17 protein-coding genes and 2 tRNA genes are annotated in these 18,351 nt (G+C 43.6%); 8 read left to right on the top strand and 11 right to left on the bottom strand.

Annotated features, from left to right (window positions below):
• The first annotated feature begins 372 nt into the window (after positions 1–372).
• The 3 genes from F0249_RS14700 to F0249_RS14690 all read left to right on the top strand — a co-directional run bounded on the left by F0249_RS14700 (position 373) and on the right by F0249_RS14690 (position 3,217).
• On the top strand, positions 373–663 hold the full coding sequence (locus tag F0249_RS14700; protein WP_017053378.1) for a co-chaperone GroES: 291 nt from the start codon (positions 373–375) through the stop codon (positions 661–663).
• A 74-nt stretch (positions 664–737) separates the two neighbouring features.
• Positions 738–2,384: a chaperonin GroEL gene (groL, locus tag F0249_RS14695; protein WP_017053379.1), complete on the top strand. Its 1,647-nt coding sequence runs from the start codon at positions 738–740 to the stop codon at positions 2,382–2,384.
• 272 nt (positions 2,385–2,656) lie between these two features.
• A complete protein-coding gene (locus F0249_RS14690; protein ID WP_017053380.1) occupies positions 2,657–3,217 on the top strand; it encodes a hypothetical protein in 561 nt (186 codons plus the stop codon).
• 126 nt (positions 3,218–3,343) lie between these two features.
• Here the strand turns inward: F0249_RS14690 and F0249_RS14685 are convergent, their stop codons facing one another.
• Together F0249_RS14685 and epmB are read right to left on the bottom strand one after the other, a co-directional pair.
• Entirely contained in the window at positions 3,344–3,835 is a 492-nt protein-coding gene (locus tag F0249_RS14685; RefSeq protein ID WP_113798996.1) for an MgtC/SapB family protein, read from the bottom strand.
• An 84-nt stretch (positions 3,836–3,919) separates the two neighbouring features.
• Positions 3,920–4,942 carry an EF-P beta-lysylation protein EpmB gene (gene epmB / locus F0249_RS14680; RefSeq protein ID WP_017053382.1) on the bottom strand — a complete coding sequence of 341 codons (1,023 nt, stop codon included), beginning with the start codon at positions 4,940–4,942 and terminating at the stop codon, positions 3,920–3,922.
• A 33-nt stretch (positions 4,943–4,975) separates the two neighbouring features.
• Here epmB and efp point away from each other — a divergent pair, with 33 nt between their 5' ends.
• Complete coding sequence (gene efp / locus F0249_RS14675; RefSeq protein WP_017053383.1) at positions 4,976–5,542, top strand: elongation factor P; 567 nt, start codon at positions 4,976–4,978, stop codon at positions 5,540–5,542.
• A 172-nt stretch (positions 5,543–5,714) separates the two neighbouring features.
• On the opposite strand, the gene frdD is transcribed toward efp, so the two are convergent.
• The 4 genes from frdD to frdA are packed head-to-tail and all read right to left on the bottom strand — an operon-like array spanning position 5,715 to position 9,078.
• The gene (frdD, locus tag F0249_RS14670) at positions 5,715–6,092 is read right to left on the bottom strand and encodes a fumarate reductase subunit FrdD (RefSeq protein WP_017053384.1); all 378 of its coding nucleotides are present in this window, start codon (positions 6,090–6,092) and stop codon (positions 5,715–5,717) included.
• Between the two features lie 10 nt (positions 6,093–6,102).
• The gene (gene frdC / locus F0249_RS14665; RefSeq protein ID WP_017053385.1) at positions 6,103–6,486 is read right to left on the bottom strand and encodes a fumarate reductase subunit FrdC; all 384 of its coding nucleotides are present in this window, start codon (positions 6,484–6,486) and stop codon (positions 6,103–6,105) included.
• A gap of 1 nt (position 6,487) precedes the next feature.
• Positions 6,488–7,261, bottom strand: a complete 774-nt coding sequence (locus tag F0249_RS14660) for a succinate dehydrogenase/fumarate reductase iron-sulfur subunit (protein WP_017053386.1) — start codon at positions 7,259–7,261, stop codon at positions 6,488–6,490.
• The gene (gene frdA / locus F0249_RS14655; RefSeq protein WP_017053387.1) at positions 7,261–9,078 is read right to left on the bottom strand and encodes a fumarate reductase (quinol) flavoprotein subunit; all 1,818 of its coding nucleotides are present in this window, start codon (positions 9,076–9,078) and stop codon (positions 7,261–7,263) included. Before frdA ends, F0249_RS14660 begins: the two co-directional genes overlap by 1 nt.
• A 274-nt stretch (positions 9,079–9,352) precedes the next feature.
• On the opposite strand from frdA, the gene epmA reads away from it, so the two are divergent.
• On the top strand, positions 9,353–10,324 hold the full coding sequence (gene epmA, locus F0249_RS14650) for an elongation factor P--(R)-beta-lysine ligase (protein ID WP_171757092.1): 972 nt from the start codon (positions 9,353–9,355) through the stop codon (positions 10,322–10,324).
• A gap of 80 nt (positions 10,325–10,404) precedes the next feature.
• On the opposite strand, the gene F0249_RS14645 is transcribed toward epmA, so the two are convergent.
• The 5 genes from F0249_RS14645 to rsgA form a co-directional block, all read right to left on the bottom strand.
• On the bottom strand, positions 10,405–11,289 hold the full coding sequence (locus F0249_RS14645; RefSeq protein WP_171757073.1) for a DMT family transporter: 885 nt from the start codon (positions 11,287–11,289) through the stop codon (positions 10,405–10,407).
• A gap of 146 nt (positions 11,290–11,435) precedes the next feature.
• Complete coding sequence (locus tag F0249_RS14640; protein WP_171757072.1) at positions 11,436–13,316, bottom strand: methyl-accepting chemotaxis protein; 1,881 nt, start codon at positions 13,314–13,316, stop codon at positions 11,436–11,438.
• Between the two features lie 259 nt (positions 13,317–13,575).
• Positions 13,576–14,991 (bottom strand): DASS family sodium-coupled anion symporter, encoded by a 1,416-nt coding sequence (locus tag F0249_RS14635; protein ID WP_113798989.1) that lies wholly within the window; start codon positions 14,989–14,991, stop codon positions 13,576–13,578.
• A gap of 212 nt (positions 14,992–15,203) precedes the next feature.
• Positions 15,204–16,085, bottom strand: coding sequence for an archaetidylserine decarboxylase (asd, locus tag F0249_RS14630; protein WP_017053392.1), 882 nt, complete (start codon positions 16,083–16,085; stop codon positions 15,204–15,206).
• Between the two features lie 115 nt (positions 16,086–16,200).
• Positions 16,201–17,256, bottom strand: coding sequence for a small ribosomal subunit biogenesis GTPase RsgA (gene rsgA / locus F0249_RS14625; RefSeq protein WP_136995692.1), 1,056 nt, complete (start codon positions 17,254–17,256; stop codon positions 16,201–16,203).
• 150 nt (positions 17,257–17,406) lie between these two features.
• Here rsgA and orn point away from each other — a divergent pair, with 150 nt between their 5' ends.
• The 3 genes from orn (at position 17,407) to F0249_RS14610 (ending at position 18,351) form a co-directional block, all read left to right on the top strand.
• Positions 17,407–17,952: an oligoribonuclease gene (orn, locus tag F0249_RS14620; RefSeq protein ID WP_017053394.1), complete on the top strand. Its 546-nt coding sequence runs from the start codon at positions 17,407–17,409 to the stop codon at positions 17,950–17,952.
• 179 nt (positions 17,953–18,131) lie between these two features.
• Positions 18,132–18,207 (top strand) — tRNA-Gly (locus F0249_RS14615).
• A 67-nt stretch (positions 18,208–18,274) separates the two neighbouring features.
• Positions 18,275–18,351, top strand: a tRNA-Met gene (locus F0249_RS14610).

Raw genomic sequence — 18,351 nt, 5'->3', positions numbered from 1 at the left:
TTTATGACAATTAGCTTTATGACAATTAGCTTTATGACAACTAGCGTTGTGAAAAAATGAGCGTTATGAAAACGTGTCTCTGGGAACTGAGTAGGATACAGGATACAAAGTGGAGATTATAGAATGCACCGCGCTTATTTAAACACTCATCAAGCTCTTATCTATTCCCCCTCGAAGTCGGCAGGAAGAGTTGAAAATCTCTCTTGCGTGGATTCCTTATTCAATACGATTAAAACTTTGATCTATTTCGTTATATTAATCACACTTTTTAATTGCTGACCCCTTGGGTTATCAGGGATCGCACCCCACTTAATATTCACTAGTCGACAAATCGACATTCATCAAATTAACCTCAATCAGGAGAGACGACCAATGAACATTCGTCCTTTACACGATCGCGTAATCGTTGAACGCCAAGAAGTTGAATCAAAATCTGCTGGTGGCATCGTGCTAACTGGTGCTGCTGTTGAGAAATCAACTCGCGGTATTATTCTAGCGGTAGGCAAAGGCCGCATTTTAGAAAATGGCTCAGTTCAACCACTGGATGTTAAAGTTGGTGATAGCGTTATTTTTGCAGAAGGCTACAGCACTAAATCTGAAAAAATCGACGGCAAAGAAGTGTTGATCATGTCTGAAAACGACATCATGGCTATTGTTGAATAACCAGCACTCGTTGAGTAATTCGTTTTTCGAATTCTACTAATTAGATAAAAACAGATTTAAAAAGGAAAATAAAGATGGCTGCTAAAGACGTTAAATTTGGTAACGACGCACGAATCAAAATGCTAGAAGGTGTAAACGTTCTGGCTGACGCGGTAAAAGTAACATTAGGTCCTAAAGGCCGTAACGTTGTACTAGACAAATCATTTGGTGCTCCAACCATTACTAAAGATGGTGTTTCTGTTGCTCGTGAAATTGAACTTGAAGATAAGTTCCAAAACATGGGCGCACAAATGGTTAAAGAAGTGGCTTCGCAAGCGAATGACGCGGCGGGTGACGGAACAACAACTGCAACAGTACTTGCACAATCAATCATTGCTGAAGGCCTAAAAGCGGTTGCTGCTGGCATGAACCCAATGGATCTTAAGCGCGGTATCGATAAAGCAGTTGTTGCTGCTGTTGAAGCACTAAAAGAGCTATCTGTGCCATGTGAAGATACTAAAGCTATCGCACAAGTAGGTACTATCTCTGCTAACTCTGATTCTACTGTGGGCAACCTGATTGCTGAAGCAATGGAAAAAGTAGGCCGTGATGGCGTTATCACTGTTGAAGAAGGTCAAGCTCTACAAGATGAGCTAGACGTTGTTGAAGGTATGCAGTTCGACCGTGGTTACCTATCTCCTTACTTCATCAATAACCAAGAAGCGGGCAGTGTTGATCTAGAAAGTCCATTCGTTCTTCTTATTGATAAGAAAGTATCGAACATCCGTGAACTACTTCCAACACTAGAAGCAGTAGCAAAAGCGTCTCGTCCACTTCTTATTCTTGCTGAAGATGTAGAAGGCGAAGCGCTTGCAACTCTTGTTGTGAACAACATGCGTGGCATCGTGAAAGTGGCTGCTGTTAAAGCGCCTGGTTTCGGTGACCGTCGTAAAGCAATGCTTCAAGATATCGCTATTCTTACTGGTGGTACGGTTATTTCTGAAGAGATCGGTCTAGATCTTGAAAAAGTAACGCTAGAAGATCTTGGTCAAGCAAAACGTATCTCTATCACTAAAGAGACATCAACGATCATTGATGGCGCTGGTGAAGAAGTGATGATCCAAGGTCGCGTTGCTCAAATTCGTCAACAAGTTGAAGATGCAACGTCAGACTACGACAAAGAGAAACTTCAAGAGCGCGTAGCGAAACTAGCTGGCGGTGTTGCAGTAATCAAAGTTGGCGCAGCAACTGAAGTTGAGATGAAAGAGAAGAAAGACCGCGTAGAAGATGCACTTCACGCAACTCGCGCAGCGGTTGAAGAAGGTGTGGTTGCAGGTGGTGGTGTTGCACTTATCCGCGCTGCATCTAAAGTTGCTGACCTTGTTGGTGATAACGAAGAGCAAAATGTGGGTATCCGCGTAGCACTTCGTGCGATGGAATCTCCTATCCGCCAAATCACTAAGAATGCAGGCGAAGAAGACTCTGTTGTTGCTAACAACGTTCGCGCTGGCGAAGGTAACTACGGTTACAACGCGGCAACGGGCGAATACGGTGATATGATCGCAATGGGTATTCTTGACCCAACTAAAGTAACGCGCTCTGCACTTCAGTTCGCAGCATCAGTTGCGGGTCTTATGATCACAACAGAAGCGATGGTAACAGATAAGCCTCAAGATTCTGCTGCTGCAATGCCTGATATGGGTGGCATGGGCGGTATGGGTGGAATGGGCGGCATGATGTAAGCCGACAGACTTCCTGTCTTGATTCGAAAGCCGAAGGTTCATGCCTTCGGCTTTTTTATTGCTTGCGGTTTTGTTGTGCGCGTTTAAAAAGTCTGCACTTACAATGATAAGGGCTATAGTTATATAAGTGGTAAGTTGCACATCTAGTGTTGTTTTTGAGTACTTACCTCAACGATCAATCATGACTTGGTATTAACATTAGTGATTGATAATACATATAAAATAAAGCCTTAAATAAATAGGGCTAACTATAGCCAGTGGAGATTTTTATCATGAATAAACTACTTTCAGTTCTTGCTGTATCGGCAGCAGTCGCTTCTCCTATTGCTCTTGCTGATAGTGCGCCTGTCATGTTCTCATCAATCAATGACTTTAATGCACCATCAAACACCAGTGTAAAAGGTGTTCGTGTTGCAGCGCTTCATGGTCAAGTTGATGAAGTAAAAGGCCTTGATATCGCAATAATTGGTATGTCGGAAACTCAGAAAACTACGGGTGTTAACTTAGGTTTCTTTGGTGCGGCTAAAGTTAACCAAGAGATGACGGGTGCGTCGTTGGGTTTCTTTAACTGGATGGGCGGTGATATGACGGGAGCGAACATTGGTGCTGTGAACATTACTAATAATGTGAAAGGCGCTAACGTGAGTTTTGTGAACTATTCAGAAGGTAACACTTTGGTTGATTTTGGTGCGGCAAACTTCTCTGATGCATCAACTGTCCAACTTGGCTTCTTCAATAAAACGGCGAAAATAGAAGGCGTTCAAGTTGGCTTGATCAACTGTGCTGACAATGGCTTCTTTAAGTGCTTCCCTATCATTAACTTTGCGAAGTAATTGAAATATTAGGGCGTTTGAAGTCAAATTTCAGATGCCTCTTGATACGAAATGTTTCTTGATACGAATAGATAAGCCCAGACGCGCGTTGTGTGTCTGGGCTTTTTTGATTACGGCTTGTTGGGTTTATTTTTTATTGGGCGGTACTGGTCTTTGGCGAAACTTTTGGTGTACGCCTCGGCGTAAGCTTTTAAAGGAGTTCTCGGCTTTATCAACACCTAAAAGAACGGAAAGCGCTAATAGAGTGATCACGACAGATTGCTGTAAGTAACCTAGACCTATCATCATGCCAAGCGCGGCCAGCATCCAAATGATAGCGGCAGATGTCACGCCATGTATTTTCCCATCGAGTGTCATCATTACTCCCGCGCCTAAGAAACCGACGCCAGTAATAATTTGGCCTAGTACTCTCGCTTGATCAAGTGTGTTCGGTGATAAAGATATCGCCATCGACATGAAGAAGTAGGTGCCAGCTATAATGAGTATCGATGTTCTTATTCCTACGGGTTTACCACGAGTTTGTCTTTCAACCCCAATGAGTACTCCGTTTATCGCACAACACATTAAAGCTGACCAACTAAACGGGCCAAGATCTAAAACTGAAACGATGGGTTGCATGGTCAGCTCCTAAATTGCGGAGTATGCATGGAAAAGTATAGCTAATCGAATCAGAAAATTAGTAGTGACGATAAAAATATCGACTTACTCTAAATGCAGATCGAGTGGTGTTTTGCTTTTTCTTCCTCCTATCTCCCGTGTGAGCTTTGGCACTAGGTAGCCAGACACTTGCTCCATCACTTCTGCCATTATTTTTTTCGCCTCATTATCTGAGATATAAAAATGAGCAGCGCCTTGAACTTTGTCTAATACATGCAGGTAGTATGGCAATATACCAGCATCAAATAGGGTATTGCTTAAGTTGACTTGTGCTGATGCTGAGTCGTTGACACCTTTTAGCATGACTCCTTGGTTGAGAAGAGTGACATTGGCTGCTTTGAGTTTCGCGAGCCTTTCTTTTAGCTCTGCGTTGATCTCGTTGGCGTGGTTGATATGCGTAACTAGGATCGTCTGTAGCGATGTCTGTTTGAGTATGGAGCATAGCTCATCAGTAATTCTAGCGGGAATCACCACTGGTAATCGACTATGAATACGCAGACGTTTGACGTGAGGAATCTTTTCTATTTCGGCCACTAACCATTCAATTTCGTGATCTTTCGCCATGAGAGGATCGCCACCTGACAATATGATTTCATTGATCTCAGGTTGCTGAGCAATATAGCTAAGGCTCTGCTGCCAAACTTGTTTGCTGCCTTTGTTATCTTGATAGGGAAAATGGCGACGGAAGCAGTAGCGACAATTAACGGCGCAGCCGCCTTTCACTATCATTAATGCTCGATTCTTATATTTATGCAGTAACCCTGGTGTTTCGTTGCCTTGCTCTTCCAGTGGATCTGTGGAGTAGCCAGGGTGAACTTCAAACTCTTCGCTTAGAGGAAGCACTTGGCGTAGCAATGGATCGTGAGGGTTGCCTGTTTCCATACGCTCAATGAAGCTTTGTGGCACACGTTGAGCAAATAAATGTTTCGCTTCGAAGCCTTTTTTCCAATGCAGAGGGTCAATTTCTAGCTGTTCTAGGAGTTTTGCGGGGTCTGAGATCGCATTCGATAGCTGTTTGAGCCAGTTTTGCTCAACAGATTCGGCTTTTCGGGTTATTATATGCGGCATTGAAATTAACTCAAAGATGTGGAAGATATAATCATGGCGACAGTAAGCACCAATGAATTCAAAGGCGGTTTAAAGTTCATGTTAGATAACGAGCCTTGCTCAATTATCGACAATGAATACGTTAAGCCAGGTAAAGGCCAAGCGTTTAACCGTGTAAAACTTCGTAAACTGCTGTCAGGCAAAGTGTTAGAGAAAACATTCAAATCAGGTGAAAGCTTCGAGCTTGCTGATGTTGTTGATATCGAATTAGCTTACCTATACAACGATGGCGAATTCTACCACTTTATGGACAATGACACATTTGAACAAATCGCCGCTGATGTAAAAGCTGTGGGTGATATGACTAAATGGTTGGTTGAAAACGATGTTTGTACTCTAACATTGTGGAATGATAACCCTATCACGGTTACTCCACCAAACTTTGTTGAAATCGAAGTAACAGAAACTGATCCTGGCCTAAAGGGCGACACTCAAGGTACTGGTGGTAAACCAGCGACGCTTGCAACAGGTGCTGTTGTTCGTGTTCCTCTATTCATTGCGATTGGCGAAGTAGTTAAAGTTGACACTCGTAGCGGTGAATACGTTGGTCGTGTGAAGTAATCTTCTTTAAGAAAGGTTGCTAAGCATAAAGGTCACTTCGGTGGCCTTTTTTGTTACCTGAAACATTTTTGTTATCTGTACCTTTTTATCTGAAACCTATAGTTATCCGGAACATGGATAAAAAAAGAGCCCAGTAACGAATGACTGAGCTCTTTGATTTTCTATCTATGAATTAGATCATGAAGATGAAAATAACCGCTAATGCTGAGATTAAGCCAGCAAAGAAGTAACAAGCAATTTTGCCTGCAACACCTGCATGAATCTTAAGATCGTGCATACCGTGATGTACGCGGTGCATTGCATGCCACATTGGCAACGCTAGAGTACCGATAATGAATAGAGCGCCGATGATGCTCGTTGCAAATTCAGATACACGTTCGTAGCTCATCGCTTCAGCATCAATAATACCCAGAGGAGCAAGGATACCAAGAACCAAAATAGTCACTGGTGTGATCATTGCAAACCATGAACCGCCAGCGCCAAACAAGCCCCACCATACTGGTTCATCTGAACGTTTTGGGTTTTTATTTACCTGATAATTGTTAGACACACTCAGCTCCTTAAACCACAATGAGAACAATCAGTGAAATGAACGCAACAGCGGCCCACTGAGTTAGAACGATAATCTTCTTATCGACAAGTTTGCCTTTTATGCGAATAGGCATTACTTGAGGCATCATGCTGAAGAAGGTTTGCGCGTGTAATAGGCTACCTAATAGAGCGACGATGTTAATCGCCACAACAATTGGGTTTGCCATAAAACCTAACCACGTATCCCATGCTTCAGGGCCTTTTACTAAGCTACCCAAACCAAAGGTCAGGAACAGAGTAAATAGGATCAAAGGTAATACAGTGGCTTCACGCATCATGTAAAAACGGTAGAAAGAGCTAGATTTCCACCACGTGCGCTTCATTTCACGAACATAAGGCTTACGATTAGTCATCTTATGCGTCCTCTTTGCTTGTTTCTACTGATGTTGGTTGGCCATCAGGTTTAAGCATTGCGATCACGAAATCCATTGAAGATTCGATTTTGCCTTGGTTTACCGCTGCCGCAGGATCAACGCTCTTCGGACAAACTTCAGAACAGTAACCGACGAAAGTACAACCCCAAGCACCGTTTTCACCATTGATAAGCTTCATACGTTCAGCTTTACCGTTATCACGGCTATCAAGGTTGTAACGGTGAGCCATCGTTAATGCCGCAGGGCCGATGAATTCAGGGTTTAAACCAAATTGCGGACATGCTGCATAGCACAGACCACAGTTAATACAGCCAGCGAACTGTTTGTATTTCGCCATTTGCGCAGGCGTTTGGTTATTTGGACCATCTTCTACAGTGCGGTCATTACCAATGATGTAAGGCTTAATTGCTTCTAAACGCTCAATGAATGGCGTCATATCAACGATTAAATCTTTCTCAATAGCAAAGTTTGCTAGAGGCTCAATGGTTACGCCATCTGGGTAATCACGTAGGAAGCTCTTACATGCTAATTTAGGAACGTTGTTCACCATGATGCCGCAAGAGCCACAAATCGCCATACGACAAGACCAACGGTAAGATAGGTCTTTGTCTAGGTTGTCTTTGATATAGCCAATTGCATCAAGCACTGACATGGTTTCATCAAACGGTACATCAAAAGATTGCATGTACGGTTCGTTATCTTTTTCAGGGTCGTAGCGTAGAATGTCTACTTTTTGGATACGATTTGCTGACATTATTTTTGCTCCTCGGCAGACTGTTCTTGGTTTGCTTTCGCTTCTTCAGCTGCGGCTTTCTCGGCAGCTTCACCATACAGACGTGCTTTTGGTTGCGATTTAGTAATAGTTACACCGCTGTAATCGATCGTTGGTGCAGCGTCTTCTTGGTAGAATGCTAAAGAGTGCTTGAGGAAGTTAACATCATCACGTTCTGTGCAACCTTCATCTAGACGTTGGTGTGCACCACGAGACTCTTTACGAAGGATTGCTGAACATGCCATTGCTTCTGCCACTTCAAGGCCGTATCCCACTTCAATTGCATAAAGAAGGTCAGTATTGAATACTTTGCCTTTATCTTTAATGCTGATGCGTTTGTAACGTTCTTTTAGCTCGCTGATCTTATCGATCGTCGCTTGCATTAAATCTTCTTGACGGTAGATACCACAACCCGCTTCCATGGTGTGTCCCATTTCAGTACGGATTGTTGCCCAGTTTTCGTCGCCTTCTTGATTCATCAAACCTGCAATACGATCTTCAACCGCTTTTACTTGCTTAGCGATAGACTCATCGTTCCAGCCTTTGAATTCAGCGGCACGTTTCACGGCGTTTTCACCGGCAACGCGACCGAATACAACGAATTCTGCTAGAGAGTTAGAGCCAAGACGGTTTGCACCGTGAAGACCAACTGAAGCACATTCACCTACGGCAAACAGACCTTTAATGCGAGTTTCACATAGGCCGTCAGTTTCAATACCACCCATGGTGTAGTGAACGGTAGGACGAATTGGAATCGGTTCTTTTGCTGGATCAACGTTAACGTACGCTTTTGCCAATTCACAAATGAACGGTAGACGTTCTTGCAGGTAATCTTCACCTAGGTGACGAAGATCTAGGTGTACAACATCACCTAGTGCATGCTTGATTGTGTTGCCTTTTTGCTGCTCATGCCAGAATGCTTGAGATACTTTGTCTCGTGGGCCAAGTTCCATGTACTTGTTCTTTGGCTCGCCAACGGGTGTTTCTGGTCCCATGCCGTAATCTTGTAGGTAACGGTAACCATTTTTGTTGACGATAATACCGCCTTCACCACGACAACCTTCAGTCATCAAGATGCCTGTACCTGGTAAGCCAGTTGGGTGGTATTGAACAAATTCCATATCACGCAGTGGAACGCCGTGACGATAAGCCATCGCCATGCCGTCGCCCGTTACGATGCCACCATTTGTATTACAGTGGTAAACTCGACCTGCGCCACCTGTTGCTAATACAACAGATTTTGCTTTGATCGTAACCAGTTCACCTTCCGACATATGGATAGCGATAAGGCCTTGAACTTCGCCGCCTTCAACCAATAGGTCAACCACGAAGTATTCATCAAATCGGTTGATTTGATCGTATTTCATCGATGTTTGGAATAGAGTGTGAAGCATGTGGAAGCCAGTTTTATCAGCCGCGAACCACGTTCTTTCGACTTTCATGCCTCCAAATCGGCGTACATTGACGTCGCCGTTCTCTTTACGACTCCATGGGCAACCCCATTGTTCCATTTGAACCATTTCACGAGTTGCACTTTTTACAAAGTATTCAACAACATCCTGTTCACATAGCCAGTCACCACCGCCAACGGTATCGTTGAAGTGATTGTCTAGGCTGTCTTCTTCCTTGATAACTGCTGCTGAACCACCTTCTGCAGCCACCGTGTGAGAGCGCATTGGGTAAACTTTAGAAATCAGAGCGACCTCTAAGTCAGGGTTTGCTTCTGCGGCTGCGATTGCAGTACGTAAACCAGCGCCGCCAGCGCCGATGACTGCGATATCTGTGGTGATAGTCTTCACAGTTATCCTCCAGTGTATGTGAGTTTTAAATTAACTCACTTGTTATAGTAAAAGGCTTGCTTATCGAGTTTTTTAATAATAAGCCTTAAGTGGTAGTGGGTATTCTAAAAGAGCCATGTGAACAAAAAATTGATGCTGCTAGGTTTTTTCTTCGGTAGTGAAATCGTAAGCATACTATTTGTTTTTTGTGTGATTTGAATCACATTCAATTGTGGATTTATTGGATGGTAGCGTTAGAATTCGCATAACTTTTGTTTATGTGTAACTCGATATGATTGGTTCAGATTGGCAACCCTCCGCTTCAATAGCTAAATTACAACAACGTGCATTATTGCTGGCTTCAATTCGACAGTTTTTTGCAGAACGTCAGGTTCTTGAAGTTGAGACACCTGCGATTAGTCATGCAACCGTAACGGATGTACACCTACATACTTTTCAAACTGATTTTATTGGCCCTGGCTATGCTGACGGTAGCCATCTTTATCTGATGACCAGTCCTGAATTTCATATGAAACGCTTACTGGCGGCTGGAAGTGGTTGCATTTACCAGATTGGAAAAGCATTCCGCAATGAGGAGAATGGTCGCTATCACAACCCTGAATTCACGATGCTGGAGTGGTATCGCGTTGGATTTGATCATCATGATCTAATGGCTGAAATGGACGCGCTATTGCAGCAAGTTCTTCAATGTGAAGCTGCCGAGAAAATGACGTATCAGAACGCATTTTTACAGGTTCTAGGGGTTTGCCCACTTGAAGCGTCGATGCAGCAACTTAAAGTTGTGGGGAATGAATTAGGCTTGAGTGATATTGCGGAGCCAGAAGAGGATAGAGATACACTACTGCAACTTCTGTTCAGCGTTGGGGTTGAAAGTAAAATTGGATTGCAAGTTCCTGCCATTGTGTATGATTTCCCTGCGTCACAAGCGGCATTGGCTCGAATTAATAAGCAAGATCCGAGAGTTGCCGATCGTTTTGAAGTCTATTTCAAAGGTATTGAGCTTGCGAATGGTTTTCATGAGCTTGATGATGCAAAAGAGCAATTGGCTCGGTTTGAAGCGGATAATCAAAAACGAGTGGAAATGGGATTACAACCGCAGCCGATAGATCATCATTTGATTACTGCGCTGGAGGCTGGATTACCAGCATGTGCGGGCGTTGCTCTGGGGATCGATCGCTTAATTATGCTCGCGTTGAATTGTGATCACATTGACGATGTCACGGCATTTCCGTTCCCAAAAGCCTAGTCATCGGTCAATATAGAGTGACTGATTAAAGCCATTGCACTTAGCGTGTTATGGCTTTTTTTGTTTTCAGTATTCGATTTCTAGCTCACCAATATTCCCGTTCCGACGACGGCTAAAATCGCCCCGCACCACGCATATCGATTGGGTCTTTTTTTTGTATATACCCAGAGAAGAGGCAACAGCATGATAGGTGTGGTAGAAGAGAGCAGGGCGACCATTCCTACGTTTCCTTCTTGTAGCGCATACAAAATCAGAGTCATACCCACGGCCATTGCTAAAAAGCCATTGAGAGCGGTGATCCCTAGCATCTTTCCTGTCATTGGGTTTGTTGGACGAGCCAACTTCGCGCCACTGAGACGGAATAGACTATGGGCAAGAAAAGCGGTGATCATACGAATGGCAGATGCTGCAACGGGATCGATACTTGTCTGCATGACGGGTTTAGCAATAATTCCCCCTAAAGCTTGGCATATCGCAGCGGTAAGACCTAATCCGACGCCCACCCAAATCTTCCCTTTGATTGATTCCAGTTCATGGGTATTCGCTTTTTTTCCGAAGAAAATGGCGGTGATGACTCCTAAGAAAACCAATACGGCCCCAACAAGCTCAGTGCCTTGCATGGTTTCGCTAAATAGGAAGTATCCTAAAATGGCAGAGAAGACCGCATGGCAAGAGAATAGAAGCCCAGCTTGCCTTGGACCCATTCGATTTAAACAAGCGAAAAGAGCGGTGTCACCGATAAAAATGCCAATTAAACCTGACAGCATCATTGGAGTGATAAGGTGAGGTTCAACGCTTGACCACCCTCCAGTCGCAAAAGCCATGGATGAAAGAATTAAAGCGGTGCAACCCATACGCCAACGGCTATAGGCAAATGTTCCAAGATGACGAGCAGGAGAGACAGATAATAGGCTTGAGATCGCCCATAGAAAAGCCGCTGCAAGCGCTAACCATTCAAATCCCATGTGAACAACATCCTTGTGATTGGGATAAATTAGCTCATAAATATGCATGAAACCGAGCTGAGAACAAAGCGATTCTTATGAAAAGGATCGCTTTGTTTCAGTCTCGGTAGCGGTATTACGGATATTAAAAGATGTACGTTTGGGCGTTATACCTTAAAACGTTCCACATCTTGACGCATAGATTCAGCGGCTTTGCTCATATCGTTCGAGCTATTACGGCTACTCTCTGCTTGATGGGCAAGATCGTCAGAAGCATCTTTAATACCTTGGGTGTTACGGCTGATATCTTCACTTACCGCGCGTTGCTCTTCGGCAGCACTTGCGATTTGTAGAGCCATATCATTGATTTCAGTGATTGCTTGAGTGATTTTGCTTAGGCTGCCATGCGCTTGCTCAGCAAAGCCTACGCTGTTCTCTGCCAGTTGAGTACTGGTTGTCATGCTTTCAACGGCATGTTCAGTATTCTTCTGCAGAGTATCAATCATGACGCGGATCTCTTCTGTTGAGCCGTGCGTTCTTTGGCTGAGTACTCGTACCTCATCAGCAACTACAGCAAAGCCTCGACCTTGCTCACCAGCGCGAGCCGCTTCGATTGCCGCATTTAACGCAAGTAAGTTGGTCTGCTCAGCAATACCTTGGATGGTTGATAGGATCTGGTTGATGCTTTGCGCGTTACTCTCTAGTTCTCGAATAACGTTAGCGGCATCTTCTACCTGAGTTGCAAGACCAGTAATCGCATCACGGTTTTGTTGAATCACCTCTTGGCCTTCATTACATGCGGTTGCTGATGCTTGAGACGCTGATGCGGTTAATTCTGCGTGGCTTGCTACTTCTGCCGCTGTTGCTGACATCTCATGGATAGCCGTTGCTATTTGGTTGATATCGTTTTGCTGGTTTTCAACTCGAATTGAAGATTGAGTGGCCAGTTGATTCGCTTGCTCGGCATGATTGTTTAAGTCATGGCTGTGCTCAATGACTCCTTTCAGCATGCTCTGCATCTGGCTTAAGAACTGGTTCACAAGCTCGGCAAGTTTTCCAATCTCATCCATGCGAGTAATATCAATACGCTGAGTCAGATCGCCTCGACCCTGTGCGAGTTGAGTGAGTGCTTCAGACAGCGTTTGTAATGGATAAAGCAAGCGGTTGATAACCATGGTACTTGCGATTGAAATGACGATGTACAAAATAAATGAAGTGAGTGCGATGAATTGAATCGCATCGGATACCGCAGAAAACGCCATCTCTTTATCGATAACAATACCAAGTGACCAATCGGTATTCGGTACATTGGCGATGTAGATCATCTTCTCATTCTGTTTAGGCCAAGCGAGAGTCGTGATCGTTTGGTTTTGAATCAGTTGTGAAACTTTGCTTGCCGTAAGTTCAGGGTTCAGACTTGTTAGTGGTTTTTGGCTTAACTCTTCATCACTGTAAGCCACGATGTTGTTGTTACCATCGACCAAGAATGCAAAACCATCGTTATCAAGTTTTACGTTAAGAACGGCATCAATAATGCTCGTCACGGTTAAGTCAGCGGCGAGAACACCTTTTTGTTCACCGTTAAATGCTTTGGCGAAACTGATGACAATGCTGCCATCAAAGTCTTGATAAGGTTCAGTAATAATGAGCCCTGACGCTGCACTTGCATCTTTATACCAAGGGCGAGTTCGTGGGTCGTAGCCTGCTGGCCAATCTTCACCCTTATCACCGTATGCGATAGTGCCATCACTAAACCCGGCGTAGACAGATAAGAATTGCCCCGCTTGCTTGGTGATGAGGAGTTCGCGATCTGAATTTTCATTGCTAGACACGGTTGGTTCATTTGCAACCATCATATCGCTACGAATAGAGAGCCAATCGGCAATATAGTTGGTTGTACTTACACTTACATTCTTCATTTCTTGGCTAATCGCAACTTCAGTCTCTTGGGTGAGCTGATTGACGGAAATCCAAGCTTGAGCGCCACTAACTACGGCGATAATAACCGCTATTGCGATTTGAATTTTAAATTTGATGGTATGCCTCAAGGTCTATTCCTCCCTCTTAGAAAATCGATAGTCAAAATGATGCATGGTGCTGGTGGATGCGTGATTGACGCGCGTGTAGTGTCGTTGTATTGATGTGTAAAAAATGTGTTTAGAATCAAATAAATCCAAACCTATAAGCTGTTTATTAGATAAAGTGTGAAGCGAAATCACAGTTGTCTATTAAATTAAAATCGCGGTTATGTAGGCTTATAAATGTTACATGCTCATTCAAGCCTACGTATATCCCACTATTGATAATTTAGGTAATAATGAGGGCGGCAATATAAACAATGAGTAAGCCAATTACGCCCATGATTAAACCTGTTTTTGCCATGTCCTTACTTTCGATAAGTCCTGTTGAATAAGCCAAAGAGTTTGGTGGTGTGGAGACTGGAAGGATCATCCCTAATGACGCAGAGAAGGCGACAACAACCAGTAAACCTTGCAATCCACCAATGCTAACTAAGCTTTCCATCGATGCGCCAATCGCCGCTGCAATGGGCATTAATAAGTTGGCGGTGGCGGTATTCGACATGAAGTTCGCCATTAACCAGCAGATTATCGATAAGGTGAAAACCACCGACATTGGAGAAAGAGATTCATAATCAATAGCGTGAGCAAGCGCTGCGGCTAGCCCTGTTTTATCTAAACCGATCCCGATAGCAATACCGCCTGCAACTAACCACAATACATCCCAGTTAATTTGCTTAAGCTCCTCTTTGCCCATGATCCCAGTCAGCGTAAATACGGCTAGCGGGATAATAGAAACCACATAGGTATTCATCCCATGTAGTTTAGTCGTCATCCATAGAATAATGGTGGCCGCAAAGGTGACATAGACGACGATCGCGCGCCAACTTTTCTTGAATTTTCCGTCGAGTTTTAAAATCATCTCTTTCTCTGACGATGGAAAGAATTTCTGCAATAAAAACCAAGCGATGGTGAGTTGGATAATGACAAAAGGTAGCCCCATCATCATCCATGAAAGGAAATCGATACTGTTTTCACCGGTTAAATATTGAAGAGCGATGGCGTTTGGAGGGGTTCCTATTGGTGTGGCTATGCCACCTGTATTCGCGGCAATCGGAATACATAAAACCAATGCTTTTATACCTAAATCACCTCTTGGTGCAGACGCGACGATGGGGCCGAGTAGCGCCAGCATCATAACCGTGGTCGCGGTATTGGACATAAACATAGAGAAGACAGCAGTGATCAACATGAGCCCAAGCATAATAAAGCGAGGCTGGGTACCAAAAGGTTTGAGTAACACTCGGGCTAAGTTGTTGTCGAGTTCATATTTGGAGGCTGCAATCGCAAGAGCAAATCCCCCCATAAATAGAATAATAATAGGAGACGAAAATGCACTGAATATGTCGGTGTATTTCATTAACTCTCCAAGATCATGTCCCGCAGGGGGCGATCTAAAAAGATGAAGTCCTTTGTCTGAGATCATCACTAGCTCTAAAGCGATAATGAGAATTGAGGTGGCAAATACGGGAACAGGCTCAAGCACCCACAAAAGAGCAGCAAGTAGGAAAATAGCGAGTAGTCGATGCTGAATTAAAGTGAGGTCGTCGATAGGGATAGCATCTATTGGCATAAAGAGCACAGCTAAGGGGATTGAAAAGCAGACTAGCAGCTTCAACAGCACTCCTGAACGTAATTTCGGCATAGATGACCAACCTCATAAATAAATGAACTCAAAATAGAATAAATTATCAACGATTTAGGTACCTAGACGGGAGTATGACTTTTACAAACTCGTAGCATATTTCGGTGAGAGGTTTGTCTTTGGTCAAGAAAATGAACTGATGCTTTTGTCGATAGATATAAAAAAGTTGATACCGAAGTACCAACTTTTTAAAGAGAGTTAAGGATGGTTGGTTACGCTTGTGTCTTATTTTCAGCACTCTTAATGTGTGCGTAAGCGGTACCCATTACGGTCGCTTCACCATTTTTCATTGATTCATCAAATTGAATCGAATCCTTAGCAAAAAGGTTGATAACAGTAGAGCCAAGTTTAAAGCGGCCCATTTCTTCACCTTTCTTCAAGCTCACAGCGGTATTGCCTTCTGATGGATAGTCCCATTTGTAAACGGAATTACCGCGTGGAGGGGTGATGGTTCCCGCCCATACTTGTTCGATGCTTCCTACAATGGTTGCGCCGACAAGAACTTGAGCAAGAGGACCGAATTCAGTATCGAAGATACAGACAACACGTTCGTTACGAGCAAATAGATTCGGAACATTTTCTGCAGTTAATGGATTGACTGAGAAAAGGTCGCCAGGAACATAAATCATCTGGCGAAGCGTACCGTCACATGGCATGTGAACACGGTGGTAATCGCTTGGCGATAAGTAAAGTGTCGCAAATTCACCATCTTTAAACTCTTCAGCAAGGTTAGCGTCGCCGCCAAGTAGCTCCTGTGCTGAGTAATTGTGGCCTTTCGCTTGAATTAACTGACCGTCAGTAATTGGTCCGAATTGACTAACGCGAGCATCTGCTGGGTGAGAAATTACCGTTTCACCTTCAGCGATTGGGCGCATGCCTTCTTTAAGCTCACGGACAAAAAATTCGTTGAACGTTTTGAAATGTTTAGGATCGCTGTGCAGAGCTTCATCCATGTTGACTTTGTATTGCTTAATAAACCAATTAATAATCGCGGTGGTTAAAGCGCCTGCTTTTGCAGATGCAATTTTACCGACTAGGCGAGTTAGCCCGTGCTGTGGAATACAGTATTGCAATCCAACTTTGATTTTATCCATGGTGCGAGTTTCCAGTGCTCTATGTTTAGGTTTTAAAAGAGGATGCCCAGCCTACAATGAGTAGGCGTGGTATCAGTTGTTCATAATATGGTGCTTATTTACCGATATTCTAGTCTTAGAGGTCAGCTTTTTTTCCACGAGAATACTGACGATTCGCTTTGTTTTCACCCATGCTTTCGATGATGCGGTGATAATTATCAAATCGTAGCTTGCTTATTTTCCCGCTTTCTACGGCTTCTCTTAGGAGGCAACCAGGATCGTCCATGTGCGTACAATCTCTAAATTTGCATCCCCCTAAATATGGGCGGAACTCGATGAAAGCTTCTGTGATCTCTTCGGGTTCAAGGTGCCATAAACCGAACTCTCGAACTCCAGGGGAGTCAATTAAATCACCACCAGATGGAAAATGGTATAAACGAGCAGCCGTCGTAGTATGTTGACCAAGCCCTGAGTTTTCAGAAACCACGCCCTCTTCAATATCGAGAGTTGGCATTAATGCGTTAACCAGACTGGATTTACCTACGCCTGATTGACCTACGAAAATATTAATTCTGCCTTTAAGTTCAGCTTCAAGCTCAGGAATGCCGTAGCCAGACTCTTTACTGACAAGAAGCACTTTATAGCCAATTTTTTCATAAGCTTTTAATGTTTCTTGGTATTCAGCGATCTGCTTCTCTGTGAGGAGGTCGACTTTATTAAGTACGACAAGTGGGGCTATATTTACTGTTTCTGATGCAATTAAGTAGCGGTCAATAATGTTAAGGGATAGCTCTGGTAACACGGCTGATACAATGATCATTTGGTCAACGTTTGCTGCAACAGGCTTTAGGCCATCATAGTAGTCGGGGCGAGTTAGCATTGATGTTCTTGGCTCAACGGCTTCAACAACACCAGAAATACCAGCCATTGATTCCAGACCTGCGCGCCAAATGACCTTGTCGCCAGACACTAAAGTTTCAATACTACGGCGTAAGTTACAGCGGTGAACTTCATTGGTTTCTAGATCTTCAATGTCAGCATGTTGCCCAAAGCGAGTAATCACTAAACCACGTTTAGTGCCGCCCAGCATGTTTTCGTCCCACTGAACAGAGTCTTCTTTTTTAAGTCGCTTATTCTGGTTGCTGCGTACGCGTCGTACTTGACCTTTGGTTAACTTTTTCTTTTTAGCCACAATTTTCCACTTAACACATCTAAATTGATGATTGAGTACTCAACGCTATGTTATTGACACTACGATATTTCGGTCGTGCTAAACCTAGTTTGAGTATACATATTTGGGTATAGTACCTCTTTTACACCTAAACAAATAGGCAGCTCCCTTATGTCCTTTAGCGATCAGAACTTAATTTGGGTCGATCTGGAGATGACAGGCTTAGATCCTGAAACTCATAAAATCATTGAAATTGCATCCATTGTTACCGATAGCGAATTAAATATTCTAGCAGAAGGGCCTGTTTTGGCTATTCACCAATCTGATGATGAATTAGCGAAAATGGATGAGTGGTGTACGACAACGCATACTGGTAGCGGCTTAGTTAAGCGAGTTCAAGAGAGCCAAGTCACCGAGCAAGATGCAATTGATCAAACGATCGCGTTCTTAGAAAAATGGGTCTCAAAAGGAAAATCGCCAATTTGTGGGAATAGTATTGGGCAAGATCGTCGCTTCCTTTACAAACATATGCCTGAATTAGAGCAATACTTCCATTACCGTTATATCGATGTGAGCACTTTGAAAGAGCTGACTCGTCGTTGGAAACCAGAGGTTCTTGATGGCTTTTCAAAAACAGGTAGCCATTTAGCACTGGACGATATTCGTGAGTCGATTGCGGAATTGCAGTACTACCGTAAAACAATTATTAGTATCTAGTTGATTGTAAAAGCGGGTTTTATGGTACGCGTCATGGTTACACTTGGTTAAAAAATGCGTTTTTTGCATGCTTTTCCATCAAAATAGTAGAAAATTAATTTTTTTTGAAGGAAGGACTTGCATCACAAAAAAATGCTCTTATAATTCGCAGCCCTGAACGACGAAAGACGTTTCAGTTTGCGATACTAGCTCAGTTGGTAGAGCGCAACCTTGCCAAGGTTGAGGTCATCGGTTCGAACCCGATGTATCGCTCCAATTTTTCTCTTTGAGTTTTGCTCAGAAAGAATAGAAAAGAGTCATTGTCTTAAACAATGCATCCGGACGCGGGATGGAGCAGCTTGGTAGCTCGTCGGGCTCATAACCCGAAGGTCGTAGGTTCAAATCCTGCTCCCGCAACCA

Source organism: Vibrio sp. 03-59-1 (assembly GCF_013114135.1).
In the GTDB taxonomy this organism is placed as follows: domain Bacteria; phylum Pseudomonadota; class Gammaproteobacteria; order Enterobacterales; family Vibrionaceae; genus Vibrio; species Vibrio cortegadensis.
The sequence above is the reverse complement of the archived record's forward strand: the minus strand, read 5'-3'. Positions and strand labels throughout refer to the sequence as shown.